Consider the following 19,472-nt stretch of genomic DNA (forward strand, 5'->3'; position numbering starts at 1 on the left):
TGGTCGATGAGTAAGGTAAGTGTGTTGGTGGTGGATGACGCTTCGTTCATTCGTGACCTGGTGAAGAAGTGCCTGCGCAACTACTTCCCTGGCATCAAGATCGAAGATGCGATCAACGGCAAGAAGGCCCAGGCGATGCTCGCCCGCGAAGCCTTCGACCTGGTCCTGTGCGATTGGGAAATGCCGGAAATGTCCGGCCTTGAGCTGCTGACCTGGTGCCGTGAGCAAGAGGCGCTGAAAACCATGCCGTTCGTCATGGTCACCAGCCGTGGCGACAAGGAAAACGTGGTGCAGGCGATCCAGGCCGGGGTTTCCGGCTATGTGAGCAAGCCTTTCACCAATGAACAGCTGCTGACCAAGGTCAAGCAGGCGCTGAACAAGGTCGGCAAGCTCGACACCTTGATGAACAGCGCGCCGACCAAGATGAACTCGGCCTTCGGCAATGACTCCCTGAGCGCCCTGACCGGCGGCAAGCCGGCGGTGGTGGGGGCGGCTTCGGCCCCGGTCAATCCGTTTGCCAAGCCGGCCGCCCCTGCGCCGGCCTCGGCAGCCGCAGCGCCGGCGCGTGGTTTGCTCAACAGCCCTCCGGTCAAGGCGCCGACGCCCGCAGCAGCGGCCAGTGGCGGTCGTGGCCAGGGCCAGCTGCGGTTGTCCAGCGGCAATCAGCCGTGCGTGATCAAGGCCCTGAGCATCAAGGAAGCGTTGCTGGTGGTGAAGCGTACCGACAGCCTGCCTCAAGTGCTGGAGAGCGCGGTGCTGGACCTGGAGCAGGGCGACAACGCTGAAGTGGCGCGGCTCAACGGCTACCTGCATGCGGTGGTGGCGTTGGAGCCCAAGCCGGACAGCGATTGGCTGCAACTGACCTTCCGTTTCGTCGACCAGGACGCGCAGAAGCTCGATTACATCTCGCGCCTGATCGCCCGCGGCACCGCGCAGAAGCATTTCGTTCCCGGCGCCTGATCCTCCCAGTCCGCTTTGTAGGAGCTGGCTTGCCAGCGAAAGCGTCCACAAGAGCAACACAAGGCTTGCGGGTCTCTTCGCCGGCAAGCCGGCTCCTACGAGGATCAAAGCTGCGGAAATCTGCGGAAAACACTTTTCCCGTTGCGGACTTTTGCCTTGCGCTGAGACGGCCTGCTGCACCATCCCGCTATCGAGCGAACCACTCGCAACATAGGCCGTAACCCTCAAGCCGCAAGGCTTTCGCCGTACCCCTCGATACTTTCTGGCGTACGTCCGATTGATCTTTTTGTCCTTGATTTATATCTGTTTGGATATAGATTGCGCGTAGCGCTAAGTGCCTTTCAGCGCTTGTGGCCATGCCTTGAAACAACCCGGCGCGGCCGGTCCTGGCCGTGTTGATTAGCCTTGTTCCTGGTCATTAACAGGAGAGGTTCGATGCCCAGGCACAAGGATGTGGTGTTTGTCGGGAGCGCGCTGCGAGATCTCCGGGCGTTCCCTGAAGATGCCCGTCGGGCCGCCGGTTTGCAGTTGGATCTGCTGCAGCAGGGTGAACAGCCCTACGATTGCAGGTCGGTGAAGACCATCGGTCCGAGCGTTTTCGAGATCAGGGTCCATGAGGATTCAGGGGCGTTTCGGGTGTTCTATGTGGTCAAGCGGCCGGCAACCATCTATGTGCTGCATGCGGTGCGCAAGACCACCCGCAAGACCGAAGCGCGGGAGATCGAACTGGCTCGCGCCAGATATCAGGAAGCAGGTTCACGCCATGACTGATTCACCGGTTACTCAGCGGTTCACCAGTGTCTGGGATGCCCTTGAGGCCACTCCCCAGGAAGCCGCCAACATGCGCCTGCGGGCCAAGCTGATGCTTGAGCTGGGCAAGACCGTACAAGCCTGGGGCCTCTCGCAGAAGGAGGCGGCCAAGCGCCTCAATATCTCCCAGCCACGCCTCAATGACGTACTCAGCGGCAAGATCAACAAGTTCTCCCTCGATGCCCTGGTCAACCTGTCGGAGGCCGCGCAACTGGGCGTGGATATCCATTTCGATGCGTCGGGCACGCACCCTCTGGCCCCGGCCTGATTCACACAAGCTCCATATCCGGCTGTTAGCGTGCCTGCATAACCTGCCAAGAGGCTGCCCAATGCTTGTGCGCCTGCTGCTGTTGTGCGGACTGTCCCTGCTGGCCACCTCGCTGGCGGCGATGACCGTCTACAAATCCGTCGACGCCGATGGCGTGGTGTCCTACAGCGACCGGCCTTCGCCGGGAGCCCAGGCGTTCGTGTTCCGCGATCGCATGGAGGAACACCTGGAGCGCCAGGTGCGCCTGGATATCCAGAAGCACAAGGACGGGGACGCGGTGTATGTGCGCAACGACCTCTACGCGCCGGTGGAGATCGAGTTGGGCTTTGCCGGTTTGCACAACGTCAGTGGAGCGCCCGGACGCCCGATCCGACAGGTACTGCCGGCCCGCAGCAGGCAGCGCCTGGCGCTGCTCACGGCGATTCGCGCCGATCAGCCCTTGAGCTATGTCCCCAGGTTCCGTTATTCCCTGGGGGACCCGGCAGGCGCCACCCAGGCCTATCGCTACCCGCTGCCCTGGCGCGGCGGGCCGTTTCGCCTGACCCAGGGCGCCAATGGCCAATACAGCCATTTCGGTCCCAGGAGCCGTTACGCCATGGACATCGCCATGCCCGTGGGCACGCCGATCATCGCCGCCAGGGGCGGGGTGGTGGTCAAGACCGAGAATGCGCAGAACGGGCGGGGCGACAACCCGGCGGGCAACTTCGTCCGGGTGCTGCACGATGACGGCACCATGGGCGTGTACCTGCACCTCAAGCAAGGTTCGGTGACTGTGCGCGAAGGGCAGCGGGTGGCGGTGGGCAGCCCGTTGGGGTTGTCGGGCAATACCGGCAACAGCAGCGGGCCGCACCTGCATTTTGTGGTGCAGCGCAATACCGGGCTGGGGCTGGTGTCGATTCCCTATCAGTTCAACCAGCCGCTGGGGGATCTGCCGAATTTTGCCTTGGGCAAGAAATGACCCGCTGCTGTAGGCGCCAGCAGGAGCCGGCGTGCCGGCGAACGGGCCAAAGGGCCCGTCAATCCAGCATCAACACCTTGGCCAGGATGATCTTCGGTCCCTTCATCTTCTTGATGATGATGCGCAGGCCTTCGACTTCCAGCACTTCTTCCTCTTCCGGCACCCGTTTCAGGGTTTCGTACACCAGGCCGGCGAGGGTTTCGGCTTCGATATGGTCCAGGTCGATGCCCAGCAGGCGCTCGACCTTGAACAGTGGCGTGTCACCGCGCACCAGCAGCTTGCCTGGCTGATAGGCGAGGATGCCGCGCTCGGTCTTGCGGTGTTCGTCCTGGATGTCGCCCACCAGCACTTCCAGCACGTCTTCCATGGTCAGGTAGCCAATCACCTTGCCGTCGGCTTCTTCCACCAGGGCGAAGTGCGAACCGCCCTTGCGGAACTGCTCCAGCAACTGTGACAGCGGCATGTGCCGCGACACGCGCTCCAGCGGACGAGTCAGCTCGGCCAGGTTGAACGACTCGGGAATATGGTCCAGGGCCGCCAGTTCCAGCAGCAGGTCCTTGATGTGCAGCAGGCCGACGAACTCGTTGCGCTCGCTGTCGTAGACCGGATAGCGGCTGAACTTGTGGCGACGGAACAGGGCAAGGATTTCCTTGAGCGGCGCGTTGAATTCGACGCTGACCAGGTCCTCTCGGGAGTTGGCCCAGTCCACCACTTCCAGTTCGCCCATTTCCACGGCCGAGGCCAGTACGCGCATGCCCTGGTCGCTGGGGTCCTGGCCGCGGCTGGAGTGCAGGATCAGCTTGAGTTCTTCACGGCTGTAGTGATGCTCGTGGTGCGGGCCGGGCTCGCCCTGGCCGGCAATGCGCAGGATGGTGTTGGCGCTGGCATTGAGCAGGTAGATGGCCGGGTACATCAGCCAGTAGAACAGGTACAGCGGTACCGCCGTCCACAGCGACAGCAGCTCGGGTTTGCGGATCGCCCAGGATTTGGGCGCCAGCTCGCCGACCACGATGTGCAGGTAGGAAATGATGAAGAACGCGGTGAAGAACGAAACGCCGCGGATCACTTCCGGGGAGTTCACGCCTACGGCGCCCAACAGCGGCTCCAGCAGGTGGGCGAACGCCGGCTCACCGACCCAGCCCAGGCCCAGGGAGGCCAGGGTGATGCCCAGCTGGCAGGCCGACAGGTAGGCGTCCAGCTGGCTGTGCACGGTACGCAGGATCTGCCCGCGCCAGCCGTTCTTGTGGGCGATGGCTTCGACTCGAGTCGAGCGCAGCTTGACCATGGCGAACTCTGCGGCAACGAAAAAGCCGTTGAGCAGGACCAGGATCAGAGCAAAAAGAATCATGCCGAAGTCGGCGAACAGAGACGCGAGGGTGAAACCAGGGGAAGGGTCCATGATGGAGTTTTGCGGGTTCCGTGTATTCGAAGAAGAAGGAAAGGCGGTGCCTGAATGGCAGGCACAAGTGACGCAATGTAGCGGCTGACGGGGCGATTGCCTAGGGGCAAACCACGGTCAGCGCTGTTCGGTAAGGCTGCCAGCTGCGGCTTTTTTAACCTGGGCCGGGGCGAAATGGCAGGTAAAGGTACTGCCGTGGCCCAGTACGCTGCTGATTTCCAGGCGTGCGCGATGACGCAGCAGCACGTGCTTGACGATGGCCAGGCCCAGGCCCGTGCCGCCGGTATTGGAGTTGCGGCTCGAATCCACGCGGTAGAAGCGTTCGGTGAGGCGCGGCAGGTGCTTGCTGTCGATGCCGATCCCGGAGTCTTGCACGCTCAGGTGCGCGCCTTGGTCGTCGCCCCACCAGCGGATGCGGATATTGCCTTCGGCCGGGGTGTATTTCACCGCGTTGAACACCAGGTTGGAGAAGGCGCTGCGCAGTTCCGCCTCGCTGCCCTTGAGCTGTACCGAGGCGTCGGCTTCCAGGGTGATGCGCTGGTTGCGCTCCCCGGACAGGGCCTGGGCATCGCTCTTGATCGATTGCAGCAGCCCATCGATGGGCACCGGCTGGTTGTCCGAGGGGTAGTCGGTGGCTTCCAGCTTGGCCAGCAATAGCAGGTCGTTGAGCAGGGTCTGCATGCGCCCGCCTTGCTGCTGCATCTGTTGCAGGGCACGGCTCCAGCGCGGATTCACTTCCTCGACGTTGTCCAGCAGGGTCTCCAGATAGCCGCAGATCACCGTCAACGGGGTACGCAGTTCGTGGGACACGTTGGCGATGAAGTCCTTGCGCATCTGTTCCAGCTGGTGGATGCGGGTCACGTCGCGCACCAGCATCAGGTGCTCATTGTTGCCGTAGCGGGTGATGTACAGCTGGATGCGCACCCGGTCGTTGGCCGGGGAGGGGATCTCCAGCGGTTCGGCGTAGTTGTCTTGCTCGAAGTATTCCTTGAAGCGCGGATGGCGCACCAGGTTGGTCACCGGCTGACCGCTGTCCTGGGGCGTCTTGAGGCCCAGCAGGGTTTCGGCGGCGCGGTTCCACCATTCCAGGTTGCCGTCGCTGTCGAGCATGATCACCGCGTCTTTCAGGGCTGCGGTGGACTCCTGGACCCGGTCGATCACTGCCTGCAGGCGCCCGCGCACCCGTTGGTCGCGGCGTTGCAGGTGATAGATGCTGTCGAACACCTCACCCCACAGGCCATAGCCGTCGGGCGGTGCTTCGTCGGGTTGATGCAGGCGCAGCCATTCGTGCAGGCGCAGCAGCTGCTTGAGGGTCCAGGCCAGGTAGAGCCCTAAGCCGGCGGCCAGGCTCCAGCCGTAGTAACCACTGATCAGGCCCACCAGCAGGCAGCCGGTGATCAACAGCAGCAGGTGGCGAATCAGGGTGCCATGCCAGTTTTGATTCACTTGAAACACGTCCGTGGGGGTGAAGCAGCTCCGAGCTGCAAGTGTTGAAGCGGTCACTCATCGGCGCGCCGCTTGTTGCTTGCCGCTGTTGTCAGGCCTTGGTGGAAAAACGATAGCCGGTGCCGCGCACGGTTTGTACCAGATTCTCGTAGGCGTCACCCAGGGCTTTGCGCAAGCGGCGGATGTGCACGTCTACGGTGCGTTCCTCGACATACACATTGCCGCCCCAGACCTGATCCAGCAGCTGGCCGCGGGTGTAGGCACGCTCCTGGTGGGTCATGAAGAATTGCAGCAGGCGGTATTCGGTGGGGCCCATTTCTGCCGGCTTGCCGTCGATGGTCACCCGGTGGCTGATGGGGTCCAGCAGCAGGCCGCCGACTTCGATCGGCGCTTCGCCATCGGTAGGGCCGGCGCGGCGCAGCACGGCCTTGAGGCGGGCCACCAGCTCACGGGGCGAAAACGGCTTGGTGATGTAGTCGTCGGCGCCGACCTCCAGGCCCTGGATCTTGTTGTCCTCTTCACCCTTGGCGGTGAGCATGATGATCGGGATGTCCCCGGTCAGCTCGTCGCGCTTGAGGCGTCGGGCCAGCTCGATGCCGGAGGTGCCGGGGAGCATCCAGTCCAGCAGGATCAGGTCCGGCTTGCGGTCGACGATAATGGCATGGGCCTGCTGAGAGTTCTCTGCCTCCATGCAGTCATAGCCGGCCATTTCCAACGCAACGGCGATCATTTCGCGAATCGGCGCTTCGTCGTCAACGATCAGAATGCTTCTGCCAACCATGCTGGAACCTCTTGTCATTTAACTGTCTTGCGCCGCATTAGATAACGGAATTATTGCAGTCGTGTGACAGTATTTCAGGTCGCGAGGCGCGGTGCAGCTTCGTCGACTACGCTTTGGGTCCGATTCCTGACAACCACAAAAGAAGGTTTCCATGACTCTGTTCAAGCAATCGTTGAAAGTCCTGCTGGTAGGCGCTGTCCTGGCCTTGCCGACATTTGCCCTGGCCGCCGACCCGGCGATGAGCAAGGACGGCGTGCTGGTCAATCTCCAGGGCATGACCCTCTACACCTTTGCCAAGGACACCGGTGGCAAGTCCATGTGCAACGACAAATGCGCCGCCAACTGGCCGCCGCTGATGGCCGAGGGCAGCGACAAGGACATGGGCAAGTGGACGGTGATCAAGCGTGACGACGGCAAGATGCAATGGGCTTATGACGGCAAGCCGCTGTACAGCTTCGTGATGGACAAGAAGGCCGGCGACATGACCGGTGACGGCAAGATGGACGGCGCCTGGAAGGTCGCCAAGTCCGACTGACCTTTTCGGGTCGTTCGCAGCCTGCGGCAGCGGCTACACCGATCTCTGTAGCCGCTGCTGAGCCATGGCGAAGCTGCGAAAAGGCCCGCAGGGCCTTGCTTGACGCTCTAGCGCAACGCGTAATCCAGGACCACGCCGATAAAGATCGCCATGCCGGCCCAGTGGTTGTGCAGGAAGGCCTTGAAGCATTTCATCCGATCGCGATCTCGGGTGTACCAGAACTCCCAGGCAAAACACGCCGCCGCCACCAGCAGCCCCAGGTGGAACCAGCCCCCCAGATGGAAGCGTGCGCCGGCCAGCAGCAGGCAGCCCAGGGACAAGCCCTGCAGGGTCAGGATGATCACCCGGTCGGCATCGCCGAACAGGATCGCCGTGGACTTGACCCCGATCTTCAGGTCGTCGTCGCGGTCGGTCATGGCGTAGTAGGTGTCGTAGCCCACGGTCCACAGCAGATTGGCGATGTACAGCAGCCACGCACTGGCTGGCAGTTCGCTGTTCTGCGCGGTGAAGGTCATCAGAATGCCCCAGGAATAGGCTGCGCCCAGGACCACCTGTGGGTAATAGGTGTAGCGCTTCATGAAGGGGTAGCAGGCCGCCAGGGCCAGGGCGCCGAACGACAGCCAGACCGTGGTGGCGTTGGTGCACAACACCAGCAGGAAGGCTGCGCCCATGAGGAGCGCGAACAGTGCCAGGGCTTCCTTGGCGCTGACCTTGCCGGTGGCCAGGGGCCGCTGGTCGGTGCGCTTGACCTGGCCGTCGACCTTGCGGTCGGCGAAGTCGTTGATGGCGCAGCCGCCGGCTCGGGTCAGGATCACGCCGAAGGTAAAAATCAGCACATGGCTCAGGGATGGCTGGCCCTCGGCGGCGATCCACAGGGCCACCAGGGTCGGCCACAGCAGCAGGTAGATGCCGATGGGCTTGTCCATGCGGGTCAGTTGCAGGAAGTCCCAGGCCCGTGGATGCAGGCGATTGAGGGATTTGAGCAGGCTCAGGTACATCAGCAGGCCTCCGGTTGGGCTTCGATGGCGCGCCACAGGCTGGGCAGGAAGACCTCGGCGACCAGCAGGCTCAAGGGGCCGCGATCGAAACGCGAGCGCCGGCCCCAGAGCCCCTCGGTGGCCACAGCAGTGGGCAGCCAGGCTTGCGGATAGCGGCAGACTTCGATGGGCTGGCGGGTAAAGGCTTCATCGCAGAACAGCAGTTCCCCGAGGGAGCGGCTGCCCAGTTCGTCGATGTTCAAGCCGCCTTGCTGCAAGGCGCTGCGGGCGGCCACGCTGCGGGCGAACACCCAGGCTTCGCCGTGGCCCCGCAGGTACACCTCGCGAACCCAGCCTTCACTCTGTTCGGGCAGGCCCAGGGCCACGCACTCGTCGTTGCGCAGGGTTTGCCATTCCTCCACCAGCGGCGTGACGCTGAAGCCGTCGCGGGAGAGTCGGGTCAGGCGCCGGGTCAGCGACCCTTCATCGAACAGCCAGTTGGCAACGGCTGAGCCGGGGAAGGGGGACAGACGGCTTTGCACCAGCCAGGTCGGGGCCGGTGCGGGGGGCATTGAGTGCGGCACAGTGGGTCAGTATTGGCAGCAAATGAGGCGGCGAGCTTAGCATGGCAACCGCCGGTTTTGATTGATCCAGGACGCCTGGCAGCACGAACGTGCTTGCATCTGCCGGTAGTGATCAGTAAAAAACCCCAGTGCCGGACGCTGATCAGCGTGGCCTTTAGAGTCGATCCATCGACCGAGCCTGAACTCCCGAGGAAATGCATCAATGAAAAAGTGGCAATGTGTGGTCTGCGGCCTGATTTATAACGAAGCGGAAGGCTGGCCGGACGACGGTATTTTGCCGGGTACCCGTTGGGAAGATGTGCCTGAAGACTGGCTCTGCCCGGACTGCGGCGTGGGCAAGATGGATTTCGAAATGATCGAGATCGCCTGATCGAATTCTGTGGATTGAACGACCAATAACAAGGAGCAGGGAATGAGCGCACCGGTGGTGATCGTGGGAACAGGTCTGGCGGGTTACAACCTGGCCCGGGAATTTCGCAAGCTCGACGGCCAAACGCCGTTGTTGCTGATCACTGCCGATGACGGCCGTTCCTACTCCAAGCCGATGCTGTCGACCGGTTTTGGCAAGAACAAGGACGCCGACGGCCTGAGCATGGCCGAGCCCGGCGCCATGGCCGAGCAGCTCAAGGCCGAGGTTCGCACCCACACCCGCATCAGCGGTATCGACCCGGGCCACAAGCGTTTGTGGATTGGTGAGGAGGCGGTGGCCTACCGGGATCTGATCCTGGCCTGGGGCGCGGAAACCGTACGGGTGCCGGTGCAGGGTGACGCATCCGAACTGATTTTTCCCATCAACGACCTGGAAGACTACGCACGCTTTCGCGCCGCGGCGGCGGGCAAGCGGCGGGTGCTGTTGCTGGGGGCCGGGCTGATCGGCTGCGAGTTTGCCAACGACCTGATCCTTGGCGGCTACAGCGTGGATCTGGTGGCCCCGTGCGAACAGGTGATGCCGACCCTGCTGCACCCGGCTGCCGCGGCGGCGGTCCAGGCCGGACTGGAAAGCCTGGGCGCGCGCTTCCACCTGGGACCGGTGCTCAACCGCCTGCAACGCTGCGCCGACGGCCTGGAAGCCCATCTGTCCGATGGCCAGGTGATCGCCTGCGATCTGGTGGTCTCGGCCATTGGCCTGCGCCCGCGCATTGATCTGGCCGCGGCTGCCGGGTTGGTGGTCAATCGCGGCGTGGTGGTGGACCGCGAGCTGAAAACCTCCCACGCCAATATCTATGCCCTGGGCGATTGCGCCGAGGTCGACGGCCTCAACCTGCTGTACGTGATGCCGTTGATGAGCTGCGCCCGGGCCCTGGCGCAAACCCTGGCCGGCAAGCCCACCGCAGTCAGCTACGGGCCGATGCCGATCACCGTGAAGACCCCGGTCTGCCCGCTGGTGGTGTCGCCACCGCCACGGGGCGCCGAAGGTGTCTGGACCGCTGAAGGGCAAGGGGCCGACATCAAGGTGCTGTGCCGTGACGCTAGCGGCCAGCTGCTGGGTTACGCCCTGACCGGGGCGGCGGTGATGGAGAAACTGGCCCTGAACAAGGAACTCCCGGCCCTGCTGGCTTAAATACCGGTCGTTCTGTCGGAATAACCGGGTTTTTGCACCTACAAAGGTCGTGGCAAGACTGGCGCCACTCTCAAGCGCGTGCCATCCTCACTCCCGTCTGCCGCAGCGTAGAGCCTGCGGCGCCTTGGGCGCTGTTCCCGTGAACAGCACGGACATAACAACAAAAAACCGTCAAAGAGGCTTCACACTATGCGTAAACCAGAACTCGCCGCAGCCATTGCTGAAAAAGCGGACCTGACCAAAGAGCAGGCCAATCGCGTGCTCAATGCCATCCTTGAAGAGATCACCGGGGCTCTGCACCGCAAAGACAGCGTCACCCTGGTTGGTTTTGGCACCTTCCTGCAACGCCACCGTGGCGCCCGCACCGGCAAGAACCCGCAAACCGGCGAGCCGGTGAAGATCAAGGCCAGCAACACCGTGGCATTCAAACCGGGCAAGGCGCTGAAAGACAGCGTCAACCCATAAGCATTGAGCGAGCTCCCGGCAGCGGGAGCTCGCAGGGGAAAATAGGCACGCCGAGCGCATCGGGTGCCTATTTTTTTTGCCCGCTGATTGCTTGCGGATCAGCTTGCGAAGCCGCGGTGGCGTGGCTAGGATGCGCGATTGTCCGACACGTGATCTAAGGCCAAGGATGACCCGTTCCACTGACAAACCCCCGGCACGGGTGGCCGCGTTGCGCTACCTGGGGCGCCCCGATATCGCCGCCATGCTACTGGGCTGCATCCTCTCCCTTGGCCTGTCATCGGCCTTTGCCGGCAGCGACTCGCGACTGGCCCAGATCGGCTATCGCGAGGCCCTCAACTGGTTCCACAGTCAGAAATACGACAGCGCCGGCGTCTGGCTCTGCGGCTATTCCCTGGCCCGCGAGGACTACAGCGTGGCGCCCAAGGCGCCGCGTTTGCTGGTGGAAGTGGATGAGCGCTTTCTCTACCTCAAGACCGGCGGGCAACTGGTGGAACTCACCGGCGCCGCCCAGGGCCCCGAGCGCAGCGAGTACCAGAATGCCGGCGCCCATATCCGCGTCACCCTGAACATCCTCAAGCGCAACAACTTCAGCGAGTACCAGGAATCCCACGACCGCCAGGTGCTGGCAAAGATCGAGATGAACGATCAGATCCAAACCCTGACCCTCAAGGGGCAATCATGCGGTACTTGAACCGGGTGGGCCTGAGCCTGCTGCTCAGCGCTTGCACCCTGCCGGCCCTGGCCGATGAGGCCAATCCGGGTCAAGGCTGCTACGGCTACCTCACCGAAATGGTCAGGAGCAGTGATTTTCCCTACCGCGACTTCACCACCCCAGAGCGGCTCAAGCTGCTGATCGACCGCGATGATGGCGATGAACTGAGCCTGCAGCTGTTCTACGAAACCTCCGGCAGCGGGATCATCGGCTGGGTTCGCTACGACGTGCCGCAGCAAGCGCTGTGGAATGTCAGCATCGATCCCGAAGAGCCCCAGGCCCTCAAGTTCGACCGGCGCTTTGCCCAGGCTTACGCCTCCTGTCTGAAAGCACGCTGAGCCTGATCCGGGTGCCTTTGCCGGGCTGGATCGGTTTGTTCAAAGTTGCCGACGGGTTCCTTGATTGTTGCCGGTCATTGCTTGAAAATCCGCCGCTGTCCGACCCCCTCAGCATGGAACGCGAACCTCTTGTCCTCTTACCGCATTCAAGAAGCCGACCTCGACATCCCTGACGCCTGGCAGGACCAGAGCATCAATATCTTCAAGCTGCCGGCTGTGGGCGGCGCCCAGGAAGCCAGCTTCGTCATCAGCCGCGACCCGAGCCAGGGCGACGCTTCATTCGCCGATTACGTGGCCCGGCAGCTGAGCGGTGCCGAGCAGCAACTGCCGGGCTTCACCCTGATCAAGCGCTGGGAGTTCGACATGCACGGCCACGCCTCGGTCCTGCTGGACTACAGCTGGAAACGCGAAGGTCGCGAGCTGATGCTGCGCCAGGTGTTCATCGAGCGTAAGCCGGCGGTGCTGATCACCACCCTGACCACCACGCCGCAAGACCTGGTGCACCACGAGCCGGCCTGGAAACAGGCCATGCAGAGCCTCAAGCCTCAGCCTTCGCGGGCCTGATCCCTTCGCTGAGTAGCGCACCATGGATATGTTGGCAGCAGCGCGCCTGGGGGATGAGATCGCCCACGGTTTTGGCGTGGCGGCGATGGTGGCGGGGGCCGTTGTCGGTGCCCTGATTGGCGCCGCGGTGGTGGCGGCGACCGTGGCCACCGGTGGCGTGGCGATCGCCATCATCGCCGGGTCGGTTGCGGCCGGCGGTTTGTCGATGTTCCAGATCGCCAAGGGCCTGAGCACGATCTTCAACCTGCCCGAACCCAGCACGGGGGTGCTGGTGGAGGGCAGCTTCAATGTCCGCATCAACCTGCGCAACGCCATGCGCGCGGGCCAGGATCATTCGTCCTCGTGCAGTGGCCTGCCGCTGAATCATCCGATCTGGCCGTTCCCGGTGCTGATCGCCGAGGGCAGCGCCAAGGTCACCATCAACGGCAAGCCCGCCGCGCGCCTGCAAAGCAAGATGGTTTGCGGCGCCCACATCAAGACCGGCAGTGAAAACACCTTCATTGGCGGGCCCACGGTGCAGGTGGCCTTCGTCCTGGATATCGAAGGCTGGATGCACACTGGGCTGGAGGCATTGGGGCTGTTGGCGGCCGGCGGGGCCCTGGTATTGGCGGCCTGCGCCGGAGCGGCGGCATTTTTCGGGGCCCTGGCCATTGGTGGGGTGATGTTCGCCGGGATGTCCCTGCTGGGTGACCTGGGCGATCGCCTGGGCCCCGGCTATCGTGACTTGCTGCAAGGCGTTGCCGGCATGGCCTTGCTGGGCCTGGGGCCGAAGATGGCCAAGGGCATCAAGCCGCCCCAGTTCAAGCCCGGCTTCAGCGAGGCGGATATCCTGGCGATTCCCAAGGGCTCGCGCCCGGACCCTTCGGAATACCTGACGCCCCAGTTTATGTCCAAGCACCTGGCGCAGTTCGACAAGGGCGCCTCGCGCCTGATGAGCAAGGGCAACCTGGACAAGTACGGCATCGGCCAGAAGGACGGCACCTCGTTTATCGCCCCCAGGCACGAAATCGACCAGTTGCTGGCCCGCACCAAGGGCAATCCCCGGGCGCTGGAAGACGCCCTGGGCCTGCCGAAGAACTTTTTCGAATCCGGTGGCGAGCTGGTGCGTGTCGACCTGCCGAAGCCCCGGGACATGAACCTGCGCATTCCCTCAGGCAACGAGGCCGGCGCCAACGAGAGCTGGATCCCCGGTGGTAAGCTGCCCGAGGGCACCAGCGAGGCAGTGATCGACGCCGGCGGCCTCAAGACCAGTGACCTGGACTGGAAAATCCTCACCTTCTAAGGACCGAAATGAAATTCAACGATCTGTTTGTCAGCCGTGAAGAGATGTTCTCGATGGGCATCGAAGAAGTCTCCGGCCAGCACTACGTCTCCTTTCCGGTCAGCAACGGCATGGTCGATTACGAGGAGTACTACGCCATCGACCAGGCGACCTTTGAGCTGTTCCAGAACGACCTGCAAGCCGCGCTGGAATTTGTCGCCCGCGCCAGGAAGCGCGAGCTGGATCAGTTGCTGATCATCCAGCCGGGGAAGAATCGCGGTACCGCGATCTGACCCGGCTTCGCCTTGGCATCAGGCCTGGTTGCGGTATGGCATGAAGCGACCTTCGGCCCGGTAGAGGCCCAGGCCTTTATCGCCCTTGAAGCCTGTGTCGATCAGGCCATCGGCCAGGGCGCCCGAGATCAGCAGGTCCCCCGAATCCGGTTCCCTGGCGATCTGCTCCATCCCGGCGACGCTGTCGAGGAACCAGGTCTTGTTGAAGTAGAGAAGGGTGCCGTCGTCCGTCCGTTCCGCTTCGGAGCACGTGTGGTCGATGGCCTTGACGGCCTGGATGGCGTTGACGATGTAGTACGGCTGGCTGACCGCCTGGTGGTCGGCAACCAGGCGCAGGGGCTGGATCAGCTCGACATCGGCCGGCGCCTGCTGGTGGAGAAAGTCCGCCAGGCGCGCCGACACCAGGGGAATGCCCCCCAGCAGCCACAGGCAATCATGCTCCAGCAAGCGCTCAGCTCAGCGCCGCCAGGAGTTGCTTGTTGAACGACGCTTTCAGTTCCTGGTTGTTGGTGTAGCCCAGGGTCTGCTCGCTCATAATCTTCGCTAGCGTTGCGTCGTCCGGTTGGATTGCGTTGGTTTTCAAGGCGATAAAAATCAGCGGAACCGGATAGGCGTAATACTTTGGCCTCTCGATGACATCGCTCACCAGTGCGGGGCTGACGTTGAAGAGGTTGAACAGGATAGGCAGGTGAACATCCTGGAGCCGGCGCAGAATCACCTGGCAGGTATTTTCAATGCCTTGTTCGGTCACGGGCAGCAGTGGACAGCCGTCTTTTTCGCTGACCGTCGACATGCAGTAGAGCAATTTCGGATTGGCCAGGTTGGACGGGTAGGGCGGGCTTATCCGCTCGATCTCCGCCTGCAGGGCCGGGTGTTCGACAAAGATGATGATTTCGTAGGCGCGGGTGTTGGCCAGGTACTCGAAATGCAAGGTCGCCACGGCGCCCGATTCTTTATGTGCAATCACCACTTTGTTCCTGGTGACTTTGACTCCGGGATAAGCCGAGAGCTCGCTCTTCAAGAAAAGCTGGAGTGCCTTTTCGAAGTTGCTGCGCAATTCCTTGGTGTCTGCTTTCATTTCTCGATTACTCGTTCAATAGCGAAGAAGCCAGAAGTTGGCCGGATGCTGTGCGCCATTTCCACCGAACGGTGTGCCTTTGCCGCTTTTGGTCGCAACTTCGAACTGGCCTTGGGTGGCGCCCGACGGCTTGATCAGGCCGCCGCCCAGGCCACCGTTGGTATTGGCCGGATTGCTCATGTCGAACATCCCCGATCCCTGTTGGTTCTTGGTCAGTTTGCCGCTGCCATTTTTGACTTCGAACACGTGGTAGTTGCCGGCTTTGTCCTTGGCGATGATATCTGCCCTGATGCGGTAGGACTTCTGGGTGACAGGATGCTTGACCTTCATGGTCAATTCTTCACCTACCACCGTGAAACCGTTCCTTTCGAGGTCGGCCTTGGCCTTTGTGGTGCCCCTTCTGCCGCTGTAGGCCGATTTGCAGATCCAGCCCAGCGGGTCGATCCAGCCGATGGGGTTGGGAGCATAGTGATAAAGGTTCAAGCCTCCGGCCAGGCCGATGGGGTCCGGCGTGGTGAAGCGCCCGATATCCGGGTCGTAGAAACGGAACGTGTTGAAGTGCAGCCCGGTCTCGCGGTCCAGGTACTGGCCCTGGAACCTGAGATTCTGTTCCTCGATGTAGTAGGGCTCGCGTATTTCTTCGAGGGTGTTGCCCCAGACCTGATAGCGGGCCTGCCAGACGCTGTGGCCGTCAGGCTCGCAAAGCTGGTGAGGCAGGCCATTCAGGTCGTTGTGGTAGTAGCGGATCTTCTGCTGCGCGCCGAGGCCATCGACCCGCGCCAGGGGCGCGTGGCCCAGGTCTTCATAGACATAGAGGCTGGTCTGTTGATTGCGCTGTTCCTGCAGCAGCCGCAGGCCATCCCAGATGAATCGGGTTTCACCCAGAAGGTTGCCCTGGCTGTCGTACTCACGCTTGCTGATGCGTCGACCCAGGACGTCGTAACGCATCCTGACCAGGGTTTCGCCGCTGGCGGTCTGATTGCGCACTTCGATCAAGCGGTGTTCGGCATCGTAGGCAAACCGTTGCACGCCTCGCCGACCACTGCGTTTTTCAATCATTCGCCCAAAGGCATCGTAGCGGTAGCGCTTGTCCTGGTAGGTCAGCAACTTGTTGTGCACCACCAGCCCGGCGCCTGCTTTCGGGCCGTCAAGCAAATTGGCGGCGGCGTCGTAGGCGAAGGTTTCCTTCTGGCCCTGCAGGCCGTCCTGGCTGGCGATGATTCGCCCGGTCGCGTCGTAATGGAACAGTTGCCGATATTGCCCGTTGACATGCCGCTCGGCCAGGCCCACCAGGTTATCGCTGTCGTCGTACTCGAGGTGCCGTTCCGGGGCTGTCGGCAAGGTGTTTGCCAGCAGGCTGGAATGCCGCAGGCGTGCGCGCAGGCGGCCACAACGGTCGTATTCGCTGTGGGTGCTGATCTGACCCTGGGTGCGCAGCACTTCACGGTGCAGGCGATCACGTTGAAAATCGCTGATTACCTGGCCATCGAGATTGATCTGGTGCAGATGGCCGCTGCCGTAATAGAGCCGATTGAGCCAGCGCGCGTCCGGTAGCTGGGTCTGAGTCAGATTGCCCAGTTCGTCGTATCGGTGTTTCAGGCTGCCGGCCGCTGTGTGTTCTTCGAGTAATTGGCCCAGGGCGTCGTAGCAGAAACTCAGTGCCTGCTGGTTGCCGAGGTTGTCGGTAAAGCTGGCGGCGGTCAGTTGGTTCAAGGGATCGTAGGTGTATTGGCTGCGCCCATCGTCCGTGATCTTGGCCAGCAGCCGCCCCACGGCATCGCGCTCGAACCTGTGGATGATCGGCGCGACTGGTTGCGCGGGCACGGCGCTCAGTCCGGTGCCATAAGGCGCGGCATGGGCCTGGAGTTCGACGACGTTGTTCAGTGGGTCATAGCCATAGCGCTTGGCACTGCCGTCGAGGTCCTGCTGTTCGCTCAGACGGTTGCCGGCATCCCAGGCAAAGCGATAGCTTTCGCCGTTTTCGTTGGTGAGTGCCAGCAGCCGTCCGAACGCGTCATAGTCGAACCGGACCTGCCGGCCGTGGGCGTCGGTGCGCTGGCGTATCTGCCCGCGCCGGTTGTACTGGTAGAGCGTGGTGTAGCCGGACGGGTCGGTGTAGCCCTGCAGTTGGCCGTTGCTGCTGCGTTGAAAATGCTCGGCGCGGCCATCGGCCAGTTGGCTGCTCAGCAACCGTCCCTGGCCGTCGTAATGGAACCGGGTGTACTCGCCAAGGGCATCGATGATGGCTTTCACGTTGCCACGTCGATCGTATTCGAAGCGGGTCGGATAGCCCGAGCAATCCAGGTGTTCAAGCAGTTGTCCGGACGAGTTCCAGCGCATCTTCCGGCTTCTTCCCGCGGCATCGATGATCTCCACCACCTGCCCGTGTGCGTCGTGGCGGTACTGAGTCACCTGGCCTAACGGGTCTGTTTCGGCGATGCAATTGCCTCGGGGGTCGTAGCGCAAGTGCCAGCTTTTGCCGGCAGGGTCGGTCAGGGTCTGTGGCAGCGACCAGTGCTCCAGCCACAAGGTCGAGTGGCTGTGTCCCAGAGGATCGGTCTCGGCGATCAGGTTGCCGGTTTCGTCGTAGCTATAGGCATAGCGCCCTCCCAAGGGGTCGGTGGCGCTGAGCAGTTGGCGTTCGTCGTTCCACTCGAAGGCCCATGTCTGGTTGAGGTTGTCGGTGTACTCGACGATCTGCAACTGGCTGTTCCAGCGGCGGCGGCTGAGGCGTTGCAGGCTGTCGGTGACCTGGGTGATTCCGGCCTCCAGATCATAGTCGTACTGATAGCTATCGCCTTCGTCGGTCCAGTGACGGGTCACTCGCCACTGCTGGTCGGCGAACAGTGTCCACTGGTAGAAGCAGCGCAGTCCGGTGGCCAACTGGTGCTCGGTCATCCGGTGGCCGGCGTCATAGGCGAAGCGCCGCTGGACCTGCCCTTCGCTATCGCGGACCTGTGCCAGGTTCCCTGCGGCATCGTAGTCATAGCTGACCATCACTTCCCGTTGCTGGTCGGGGTACAGCCGTTCAACCTGGGCAATCCGACCGGGCCAGCGCGTGCTGTAGCCCAGTTCGAGCTGCGCCTGTTCAAAGGTATCGCGCAGCAGCCAGAGCCGCCCGGACGAGTCGTATTCCAGGTGCAGGCGATTGTCGTTGCGGTCCCCCAGCTGGCTCAGGCGCAACCGCGAAGGGTCGCCCGCCAGCGGCTCGAACAGACGGTAGAGGCCGTCGCTGCTTTCGATCAGCAACTGCCCGTTGTCGTTGCGTCGCACGCTCAAGCCTTCACCGGGGCTGAAGGCTCCGCCGCCCAGGGCAATGGCACCCATGTCGATGCGGCGTCCCTGCTCATCAATGTAGAGCAGGCGTTCGCCGCCCTCGGGATGGGGCTCGATCTGGATGCCGACCTCGTAAGGCAGGCTCCAGCCGGCCCCGAGCAGGCCGTCACGGCGTTCGTCGCGGCTGTTGTAGAAGCGTTGCCATTCGATGGGCATCAGCCCTGGCAGGGTGAAATCCAGATCGTCGTCGGCCCCGAGCACCTTGGCCCCGGTTGCGGCATGCACCGGATGGGTCGAGGCGACGACGGCCTGGGTCAGCGCATTGGTGGCCTGGCTGACGACAAACGAATTGACCCCGGCCATCAGCATGCACGGCAGGTTGCTGAGGAACTTGCCCTTGCCGCCCTTGAGCATCATCAGCGCGCTCACCGCCAGGCCAACCCCCGGGGTCTTGCCGCTGCGGATCTCGCGCACCACCACCGAGCCGCCGCCGATGGTCACGTCGGGAGAGATCGGTCCGGCGGACACCACCTTGGCGTCGCAGGTGCTGCGGTCGCCGCTGCGCACCGCCGGCTGGCCGTCGATGCTGACCTTCTCCGAGCCTTCGGCCAGGTACTGCAGGGGCATCGGCGGGTGCTTGGTGCAGGTCACCAGGTCCAGTTCCTTGGTCTGCGAGCCGGGCGCCGGGGAGGCCACGGTGGGCCGCCACATCTGCGAGAAGAATTCCTTGGCCATGTCGAGAAAGCCCGGGCCTTCTTCCGGGGTCGCCGAAGGGGTGTCGGTGGCTTCGCCTTCTTCGGCGCCGTCGCCGTTGATATGCGACGGCGGGGCGATACCGGCCGCGCGGGCCGCCGGTTTGTTGTTGGTCAGGACCTTTTTCGAACCGCTGGCGATGGTGGCCTGGATCGAGGGCGGGAACAGGGCATTGGCGATGCCCTCGCATAAATTGCTCAAGCCCTTGTCGGCGCCGGTCTTGCTCATGACCACGCCGACCACCACGCCCACCACCAGCCCCAGTACGCAGGCACCGAGGCCGCCGGTGGCCACGGTGATGCCCGCCGCCGCGGCCACCGCCATGGTCGCCAGGGCGCCGATGGCGACGTTGGCCGCCACCTCCAGCACGCCGCCGAGGATGTCGGCCATCATCGAGGTGTGTTCCAGCCCGTCGCCCAGTCGGGCGGCCCACAGCGCGTCAGACATGCCCCG

General features: G+C 63.0%; 21 protein-coding genes. 13 read left to right on the top strand and 8 right to left on the bottom strand.

All coding sequences use genetic code 11. The features are described 5' to 3' along the window. Positions 1-6: 6 nt before the first annotated feature. The 4 genes from J5M73_RS01255 to J5M73_RS01270 all read left to right on the top strand — a co-directional run bounded on the left by J5M73_RS01255 (position 7) and on the right by J5M73_RS01270 (position 2,996). A complete protein-coding gene (locus J5M73_RS01255) occupies positions 7-960 on the top strand; it encodes a response regulator (RefSeq protein WP_102862315.1) in 954 nt (317 codons plus the stop codon). Between the two features lie 435 nt (positions 961-1,395). After that, positions 1,396-1,731: a type II toxin-antitoxin system RelE/ParE family toxin gene (locus J5M73_RS01260; protein ID WP_102862314.1), complete on the top strand. Its 336-nt coding sequence runs from the start codon at positions 1,396-1,398 to the stop codon at positions 1,729-1,731. Beyond that, the gene (locus J5M73_RS01265) at positions 1,724-2,038 is read left to right on the top strand and encodes an XRE family transcriptional regulator (RefSeq protein WP_102862313.1); all 315 of its coding nucleotides are present in this window, start codon (positions 1,724-1,726) and stop codon (positions 2,036-2,038) included. Before J5M73_RS01260 ends, J5M73_RS01265 begins: the two co-directional genes overlap by 8 nt. 61 nt (positions 2,039-2,099) lie before the next feature. After that, the gene (locus J5M73_RS01270) at positions 2,100-2,996 is read left to right on the top strand and encodes a peptidoglycan DD-metalloendopeptidase family protein (RefSeq protein ID WP_102862312.1); all 897 of its coding nucleotides are present in this window, start codon (positions 2,100-2,102) and stop codon (positions 2,994-2,996) included. Between the two features lie 58 nt (positions 2,997-3,054). Here the strand turns inward: J5M73_RS01270 and J5M73_RS01275 are convergent, their stop codons facing one another. From J5M73_RS01275 to phoB, 3 genes are all read right to left on the bottom strand, one after another. After that, positions 3,055-4,395 carry a hemolysin family protein gene (locus tag J5M73_RS01275; protein WP_102862311.1) on the bottom strand — a complete coding sequence of 447 codons (1,341 nt, stop codon included), beginning with the start codon at positions 4,393-4,395 and terminating at the stop codon, positions 3,055-3,057. 117 nt (positions 4,396-4,512) lie between these two features. Continuing rightward, positions 4,513-5,841, bottom strand: coding sequence for a phosphate regulon sensor histidine kinase PhoR (gene phoR, locus J5M73_RS01280; RefSeq protein ID WP_102862310.1), 1,329 nt, complete (start codon positions 5,839-5,841; stop codon positions 4,513-4,515). Positions 5,842-5,932: 91 nt separating this feature from the next. After that, positions 5,933-6,622, bottom strand: a complete 690-nt coding sequence (gene phoB, locus J5M73_RS01285) for a phosphate regulon transcriptional regulator PhoB (protein ID WP_003177195.1) — start codon at positions 6,620-6,622, stop codon at positions 5,933-5,935. Positions 6,623-6,773: 151 nt separating this feature from the next. Here phoB and J5M73_RS01290 point away from each other — a divergent pair, with 151 nt between their 5' ends. Then, positions 6,774-7,157 (top strand): hypothetical protein, encoded by a 384-nt coding sequence (locus J5M73_RS01290; RefSeq protein WP_102862309.1) that lies wholly within the window; start codon positions 6,774-6,776, stop codon positions 7,155-7,157. 107 nt (positions 7,158-7,264) lie between these two features. Here the strand turns inward: J5M73_RS01290 and ubiA are convergent, their stop codons facing one another. After that, entirely contained in the window at positions 7,265-8,155 is an 891-nt protein-coding gene (gene ubiA / locus J5M73_RS01295) for a 4-hydroxybenzoate octaprenyltransferase (protein ID WP_102862308.1), read from the bottom strand. Then, a complete protein-coding gene (locus tag J5M73_RS01300) occupies positions 8,155-8,718 on the bottom strand; it encodes a chorismate lyase (protein WP_102862307.1) in 564 nt (187 codons plus the stop codon). Before J5M73_RS01300 ends, ubiA begins: the two co-directional genes overlap by 1 nt. Before the next feature lie 202 nt (positions 8,719-8,920). On the opposite strand from J5M73_RS01300, the gene J5M73_RS01305 reads away from it, so the two are divergent. The 8 genes from J5M73_RS01305 (at position 8,921) to J5M73_RS01340 (ending at position 13,912) form a co-directional block, all read left to right on the top strand. Continuing rightward, positions 8,921-9,088: a rubredoxin gene (locus tag J5M73_RS01305; RefSeq protein ID WP_025130776.1), complete on the top strand. Its 168-nt coding sequence runs from the start codon at positions 8,921-8,923 to the stop codon at positions 9,086-9,088. 42 nt (positions 9,089-9,130) lie between these two features. Then, positions 9,131-10,279: an FAD-dependent oxidoreductase gene (locus tag J5M73_RS01310; protein ID WP_102862306.1), complete on the top strand. Its 1,149-nt coding sequence runs from the start codon at positions 9,131-9,133 to the stop codon at positions 10,277-10,279. A 189-nt stretch (positions 10,280-10,468) separates the two neighbouring features. Beyond that, positions 10,469-10,744 (top strand): HU family DNA-binding protein, encoded by a 276-nt coding sequence (locus J5M73_RS01315; RefSeq protein ID WP_102862305.1) that lies wholly within the window; start codon positions 10,469-10,471, stop codon positions 10,742-10,744. Positions 10,745-10,910: 166 nt separating this feature from the next. Beyond that, positions 10,911-11,435: a hypothetical protein gene (locus J5M73_RS01320; RefSeq protein ID WP_102862304.1), complete on the top strand. Its 525-nt coding sequence runs from the start codon at positions 10,911-10,913 to the stop codon at positions 11,433-11,435. Beyond that, positions 11,423-11,794 (top strand): hypothetical protein, encoded by a 372-nt coding sequence (locus J5M73_RS01325; RefSeq protein ID WP_102862303.1) that lies wholly within the window; start codon positions 11,423-11,425, stop codon positions 11,792-11,794. Before J5M73_RS01320 ends, J5M73_RS01325 begins: the two co-directional genes overlap by 13 nt. A 129-nt stretch (positions 11,795-11,923) precedes the next feature. Next, positions 11,924-12,358 (top strand): DcrB-related protein, encoded by a 435-nt coding sequence (locus J5M73_RS01330; RefSeq protein WP_102862302.1) that lies wholly within the window; start codon positions 11,924-11,926, stop codon positions 12,356-12,358. Between the two features lie 22 nt (positions 12,359-12,380). Beyond that, the gene (locus J5M73_RS32030; protein ID WP_102862301.1) at positions 12,381-13,640 is read left to right on the top strand and encodes a PAAR domain-containing protein; all 1,260 of its coding nucleotides are present in this window, start codon (positions 12,381-12,383) and stop codon (positions 13,638-13,640) included. Positions 13,641-13,648: 8 nt separating this feature from the next. Next, positions 13,649-13,912, top strand: a complete 264-nt coding sequence (locus J5M73_RS01340; RefSeq protein ID WP_102862300.1) for a hypothetical protein — start codon at positions 13,649-13,651, stop codon at positions 13,910-13,912. An 18-nt stretch (positions 13,913-13,930) separates the two neighbouring features. Here the strand turns inward: J5M73_RS01340 and J5M73_RS01345 are convergent, their stop codons facing one another. Genes J5M73_RS01345 through J5M73_RS01355 form a run of 3 tightly spaced genes read right to left on the bottom strand, consistent with a single transcriptional unit; the run spans position 13,931 to position 19,466 of the window. Beyond that, positions 13,931-14,359 carry a DUF1629 domain-containing protein gene (locus tag J5M73_RS01345; protein ID WP_102862299.1) on the bottom strand — a complete coding sequence of 143 codons (429 nt, stop codon included), beginning with the start codon at positions 14,357-14,359 and terminating at the stop codon, positions 13,931-13,933. Positions 14,360-14,363: 4 nt separating this feature from the next. Continuing rightward, the gene (locus J5M73_RS01350; RefSeq protein ID WP_102862298.1) at positions 14,364-14,990 is read right to left on the bottom strand and encodes a hypothetical protein; all 627 of its coding nucleotides are present in this window, start codon (positions 14,988-14,990) and stop codon (positions 14,364-14,366) included. 15 nt (positions 14,991-15,005) lie between these two features. Beyond that, complete coding sequence (locus tag J5M73_RS01355) at positions 15,006-19,466, bottom strand: RHS repeat-associated core domain-containing protein (RefSeq protein ID WP_102862297.1); 4,461 nt, start codon at positions 19,464-19,466, stop codon at positions 15,006-15,008. Positions 19,467-19,472 lie beyond the last annotated feature (6 nt).

Source organism: Pseudomonas sp. 50_B (genome assembly GCF_017491625.1).
Lineage (GTDB): Bacteria > Pseudomonadota > Gammaproteobacteria > Pseudomonadales > Pseudomonadaceae > Aquipseudomonas > Aquipseudomonas danubii.

Excerpts from the sequence above, each read along its gene's own strand:
- J5M73_RS01255 (WP_102862315.1), top strand. The coding sequence starts at position 7 with ATGAGTAAGGTAAGTGTGTTGGTGGTGGATGACGCTTCGTTCATTCGT.
- J5M73_RS01260 (WP_102862314.1), top strand. The coding sequence starts at position 1,396 with ATGCCCAGGCACAAGGATGTGGTGTTTGTCGGGAGCGCGCTGCGAGAT.
- J5M73_RS01265 (WP_102862313.1), top strand. The coding sequence starts at position 1,724 with ATGACTGATTCACCGGTTACTCAGCGGTTCACCAGTGTCTGGGATGCC.
- J5M73_RS01270 (WP_102862312.1), top strand. The coding sequence starts at position 2,100 with ATGCTTGTGCGCCTGCTGCTGTTGTGCGGACTGTCCCTGCTGGCCACC.
- J5M73_RS01275 (WP_102862311.1), bottom strand. The coding sequence starts at position 4,395 with ATGGACCCTTCCCCTGGTTTCACCCTCGCGTCTCTGTTCGCCGACTTC.
- phoB (WP_003177195.1), bottom strand. The coding sequence starts at position 6,622 with ATGGTTGGCAGAAGCATTCTGATCGTTGACGACGAAGCGCCGATTCGC.
- J5M73_RS01290 (WP_102862309.1), top strand. The coding sequence starts at position 6,774 with ATGACTCTGTTCAAGCAATCGTTGAAAGTCCTGCTGGTAGGCGCTGTC.
- ubiA (WP_102862308.1), bottom strand. The coding sequence starts at position 8,155 with ATGTACCTGAGCCTGCTCAAATCCCTCAATCGCCTGCATCCACGGGCC.
- J5M73_RS01305 (WP_025130776.1), top strand. The coding sequence starts at position 8,921 with ATGAAAAAGTGGCAATGTGTGGTCTGCGGCCTGATTTATAACGAAGCG.
- J5M73_RS01310 (WP_102862306.1), top strand. The coding sequence starts at position 9,131 with ATGAGCGCACCGGTGGTGATCGTGGGAACAGGTCTGGCGGGTTACAAC.
- J5M73_RS01315 (WP_102862305.1), top strand. The coding sequence starts at position 10,469 with ATGCGTAAACCAGAACTCGCCGCAGCCATTGCTGAAAAAGCGGACCTG.
- J5M73_RS01320 (WP_102862304.1), top strand. The coding sequence starts at position 10,911 with ATGACCCGTTCCACTGACAAACCCCCGGCACGGGTGGCCGCGTTGCGC.
- J5M73_RS01325 (WP_102862303.1), top strand. The coding sequence starts at position 11,423 with ATGCGGTACTTGAACCGGGTGGGCCTGAGCCTGCTGCTCAGCGCTTGC.
- J5M73_RS32030 (WP_102862301.1), top strand. The coding sequence starts at position 12,381 with ATGGATATGTTGGCAGCAGCGCGCCTGGGGGATGAGATCGCCCACGGT.
- J5M73_RS01340 (WP_102862300.1), top strand. The coding sequence starts at position 13,649 with ATGAAATTCAACGATCTGTTTGTCAGCCGTGAAGAGATGTTCTCGATG.
- J5M73_RS01350 (WP_102862298.1), bottom strand. The coding sequence starts at position 14,990 with ATGAAAGCAGACACCAAGGAATTGCGCAGCAACTTCGAAAAGGCACTC.
- J5M73_RS01355 (WP_102862297.1), bottom strand. The coding sequence starts at position 19,466 with ATGTCTGACGCGCTGTGGGCCGCCCGACTGGGCGACGGGCTGGAACAC.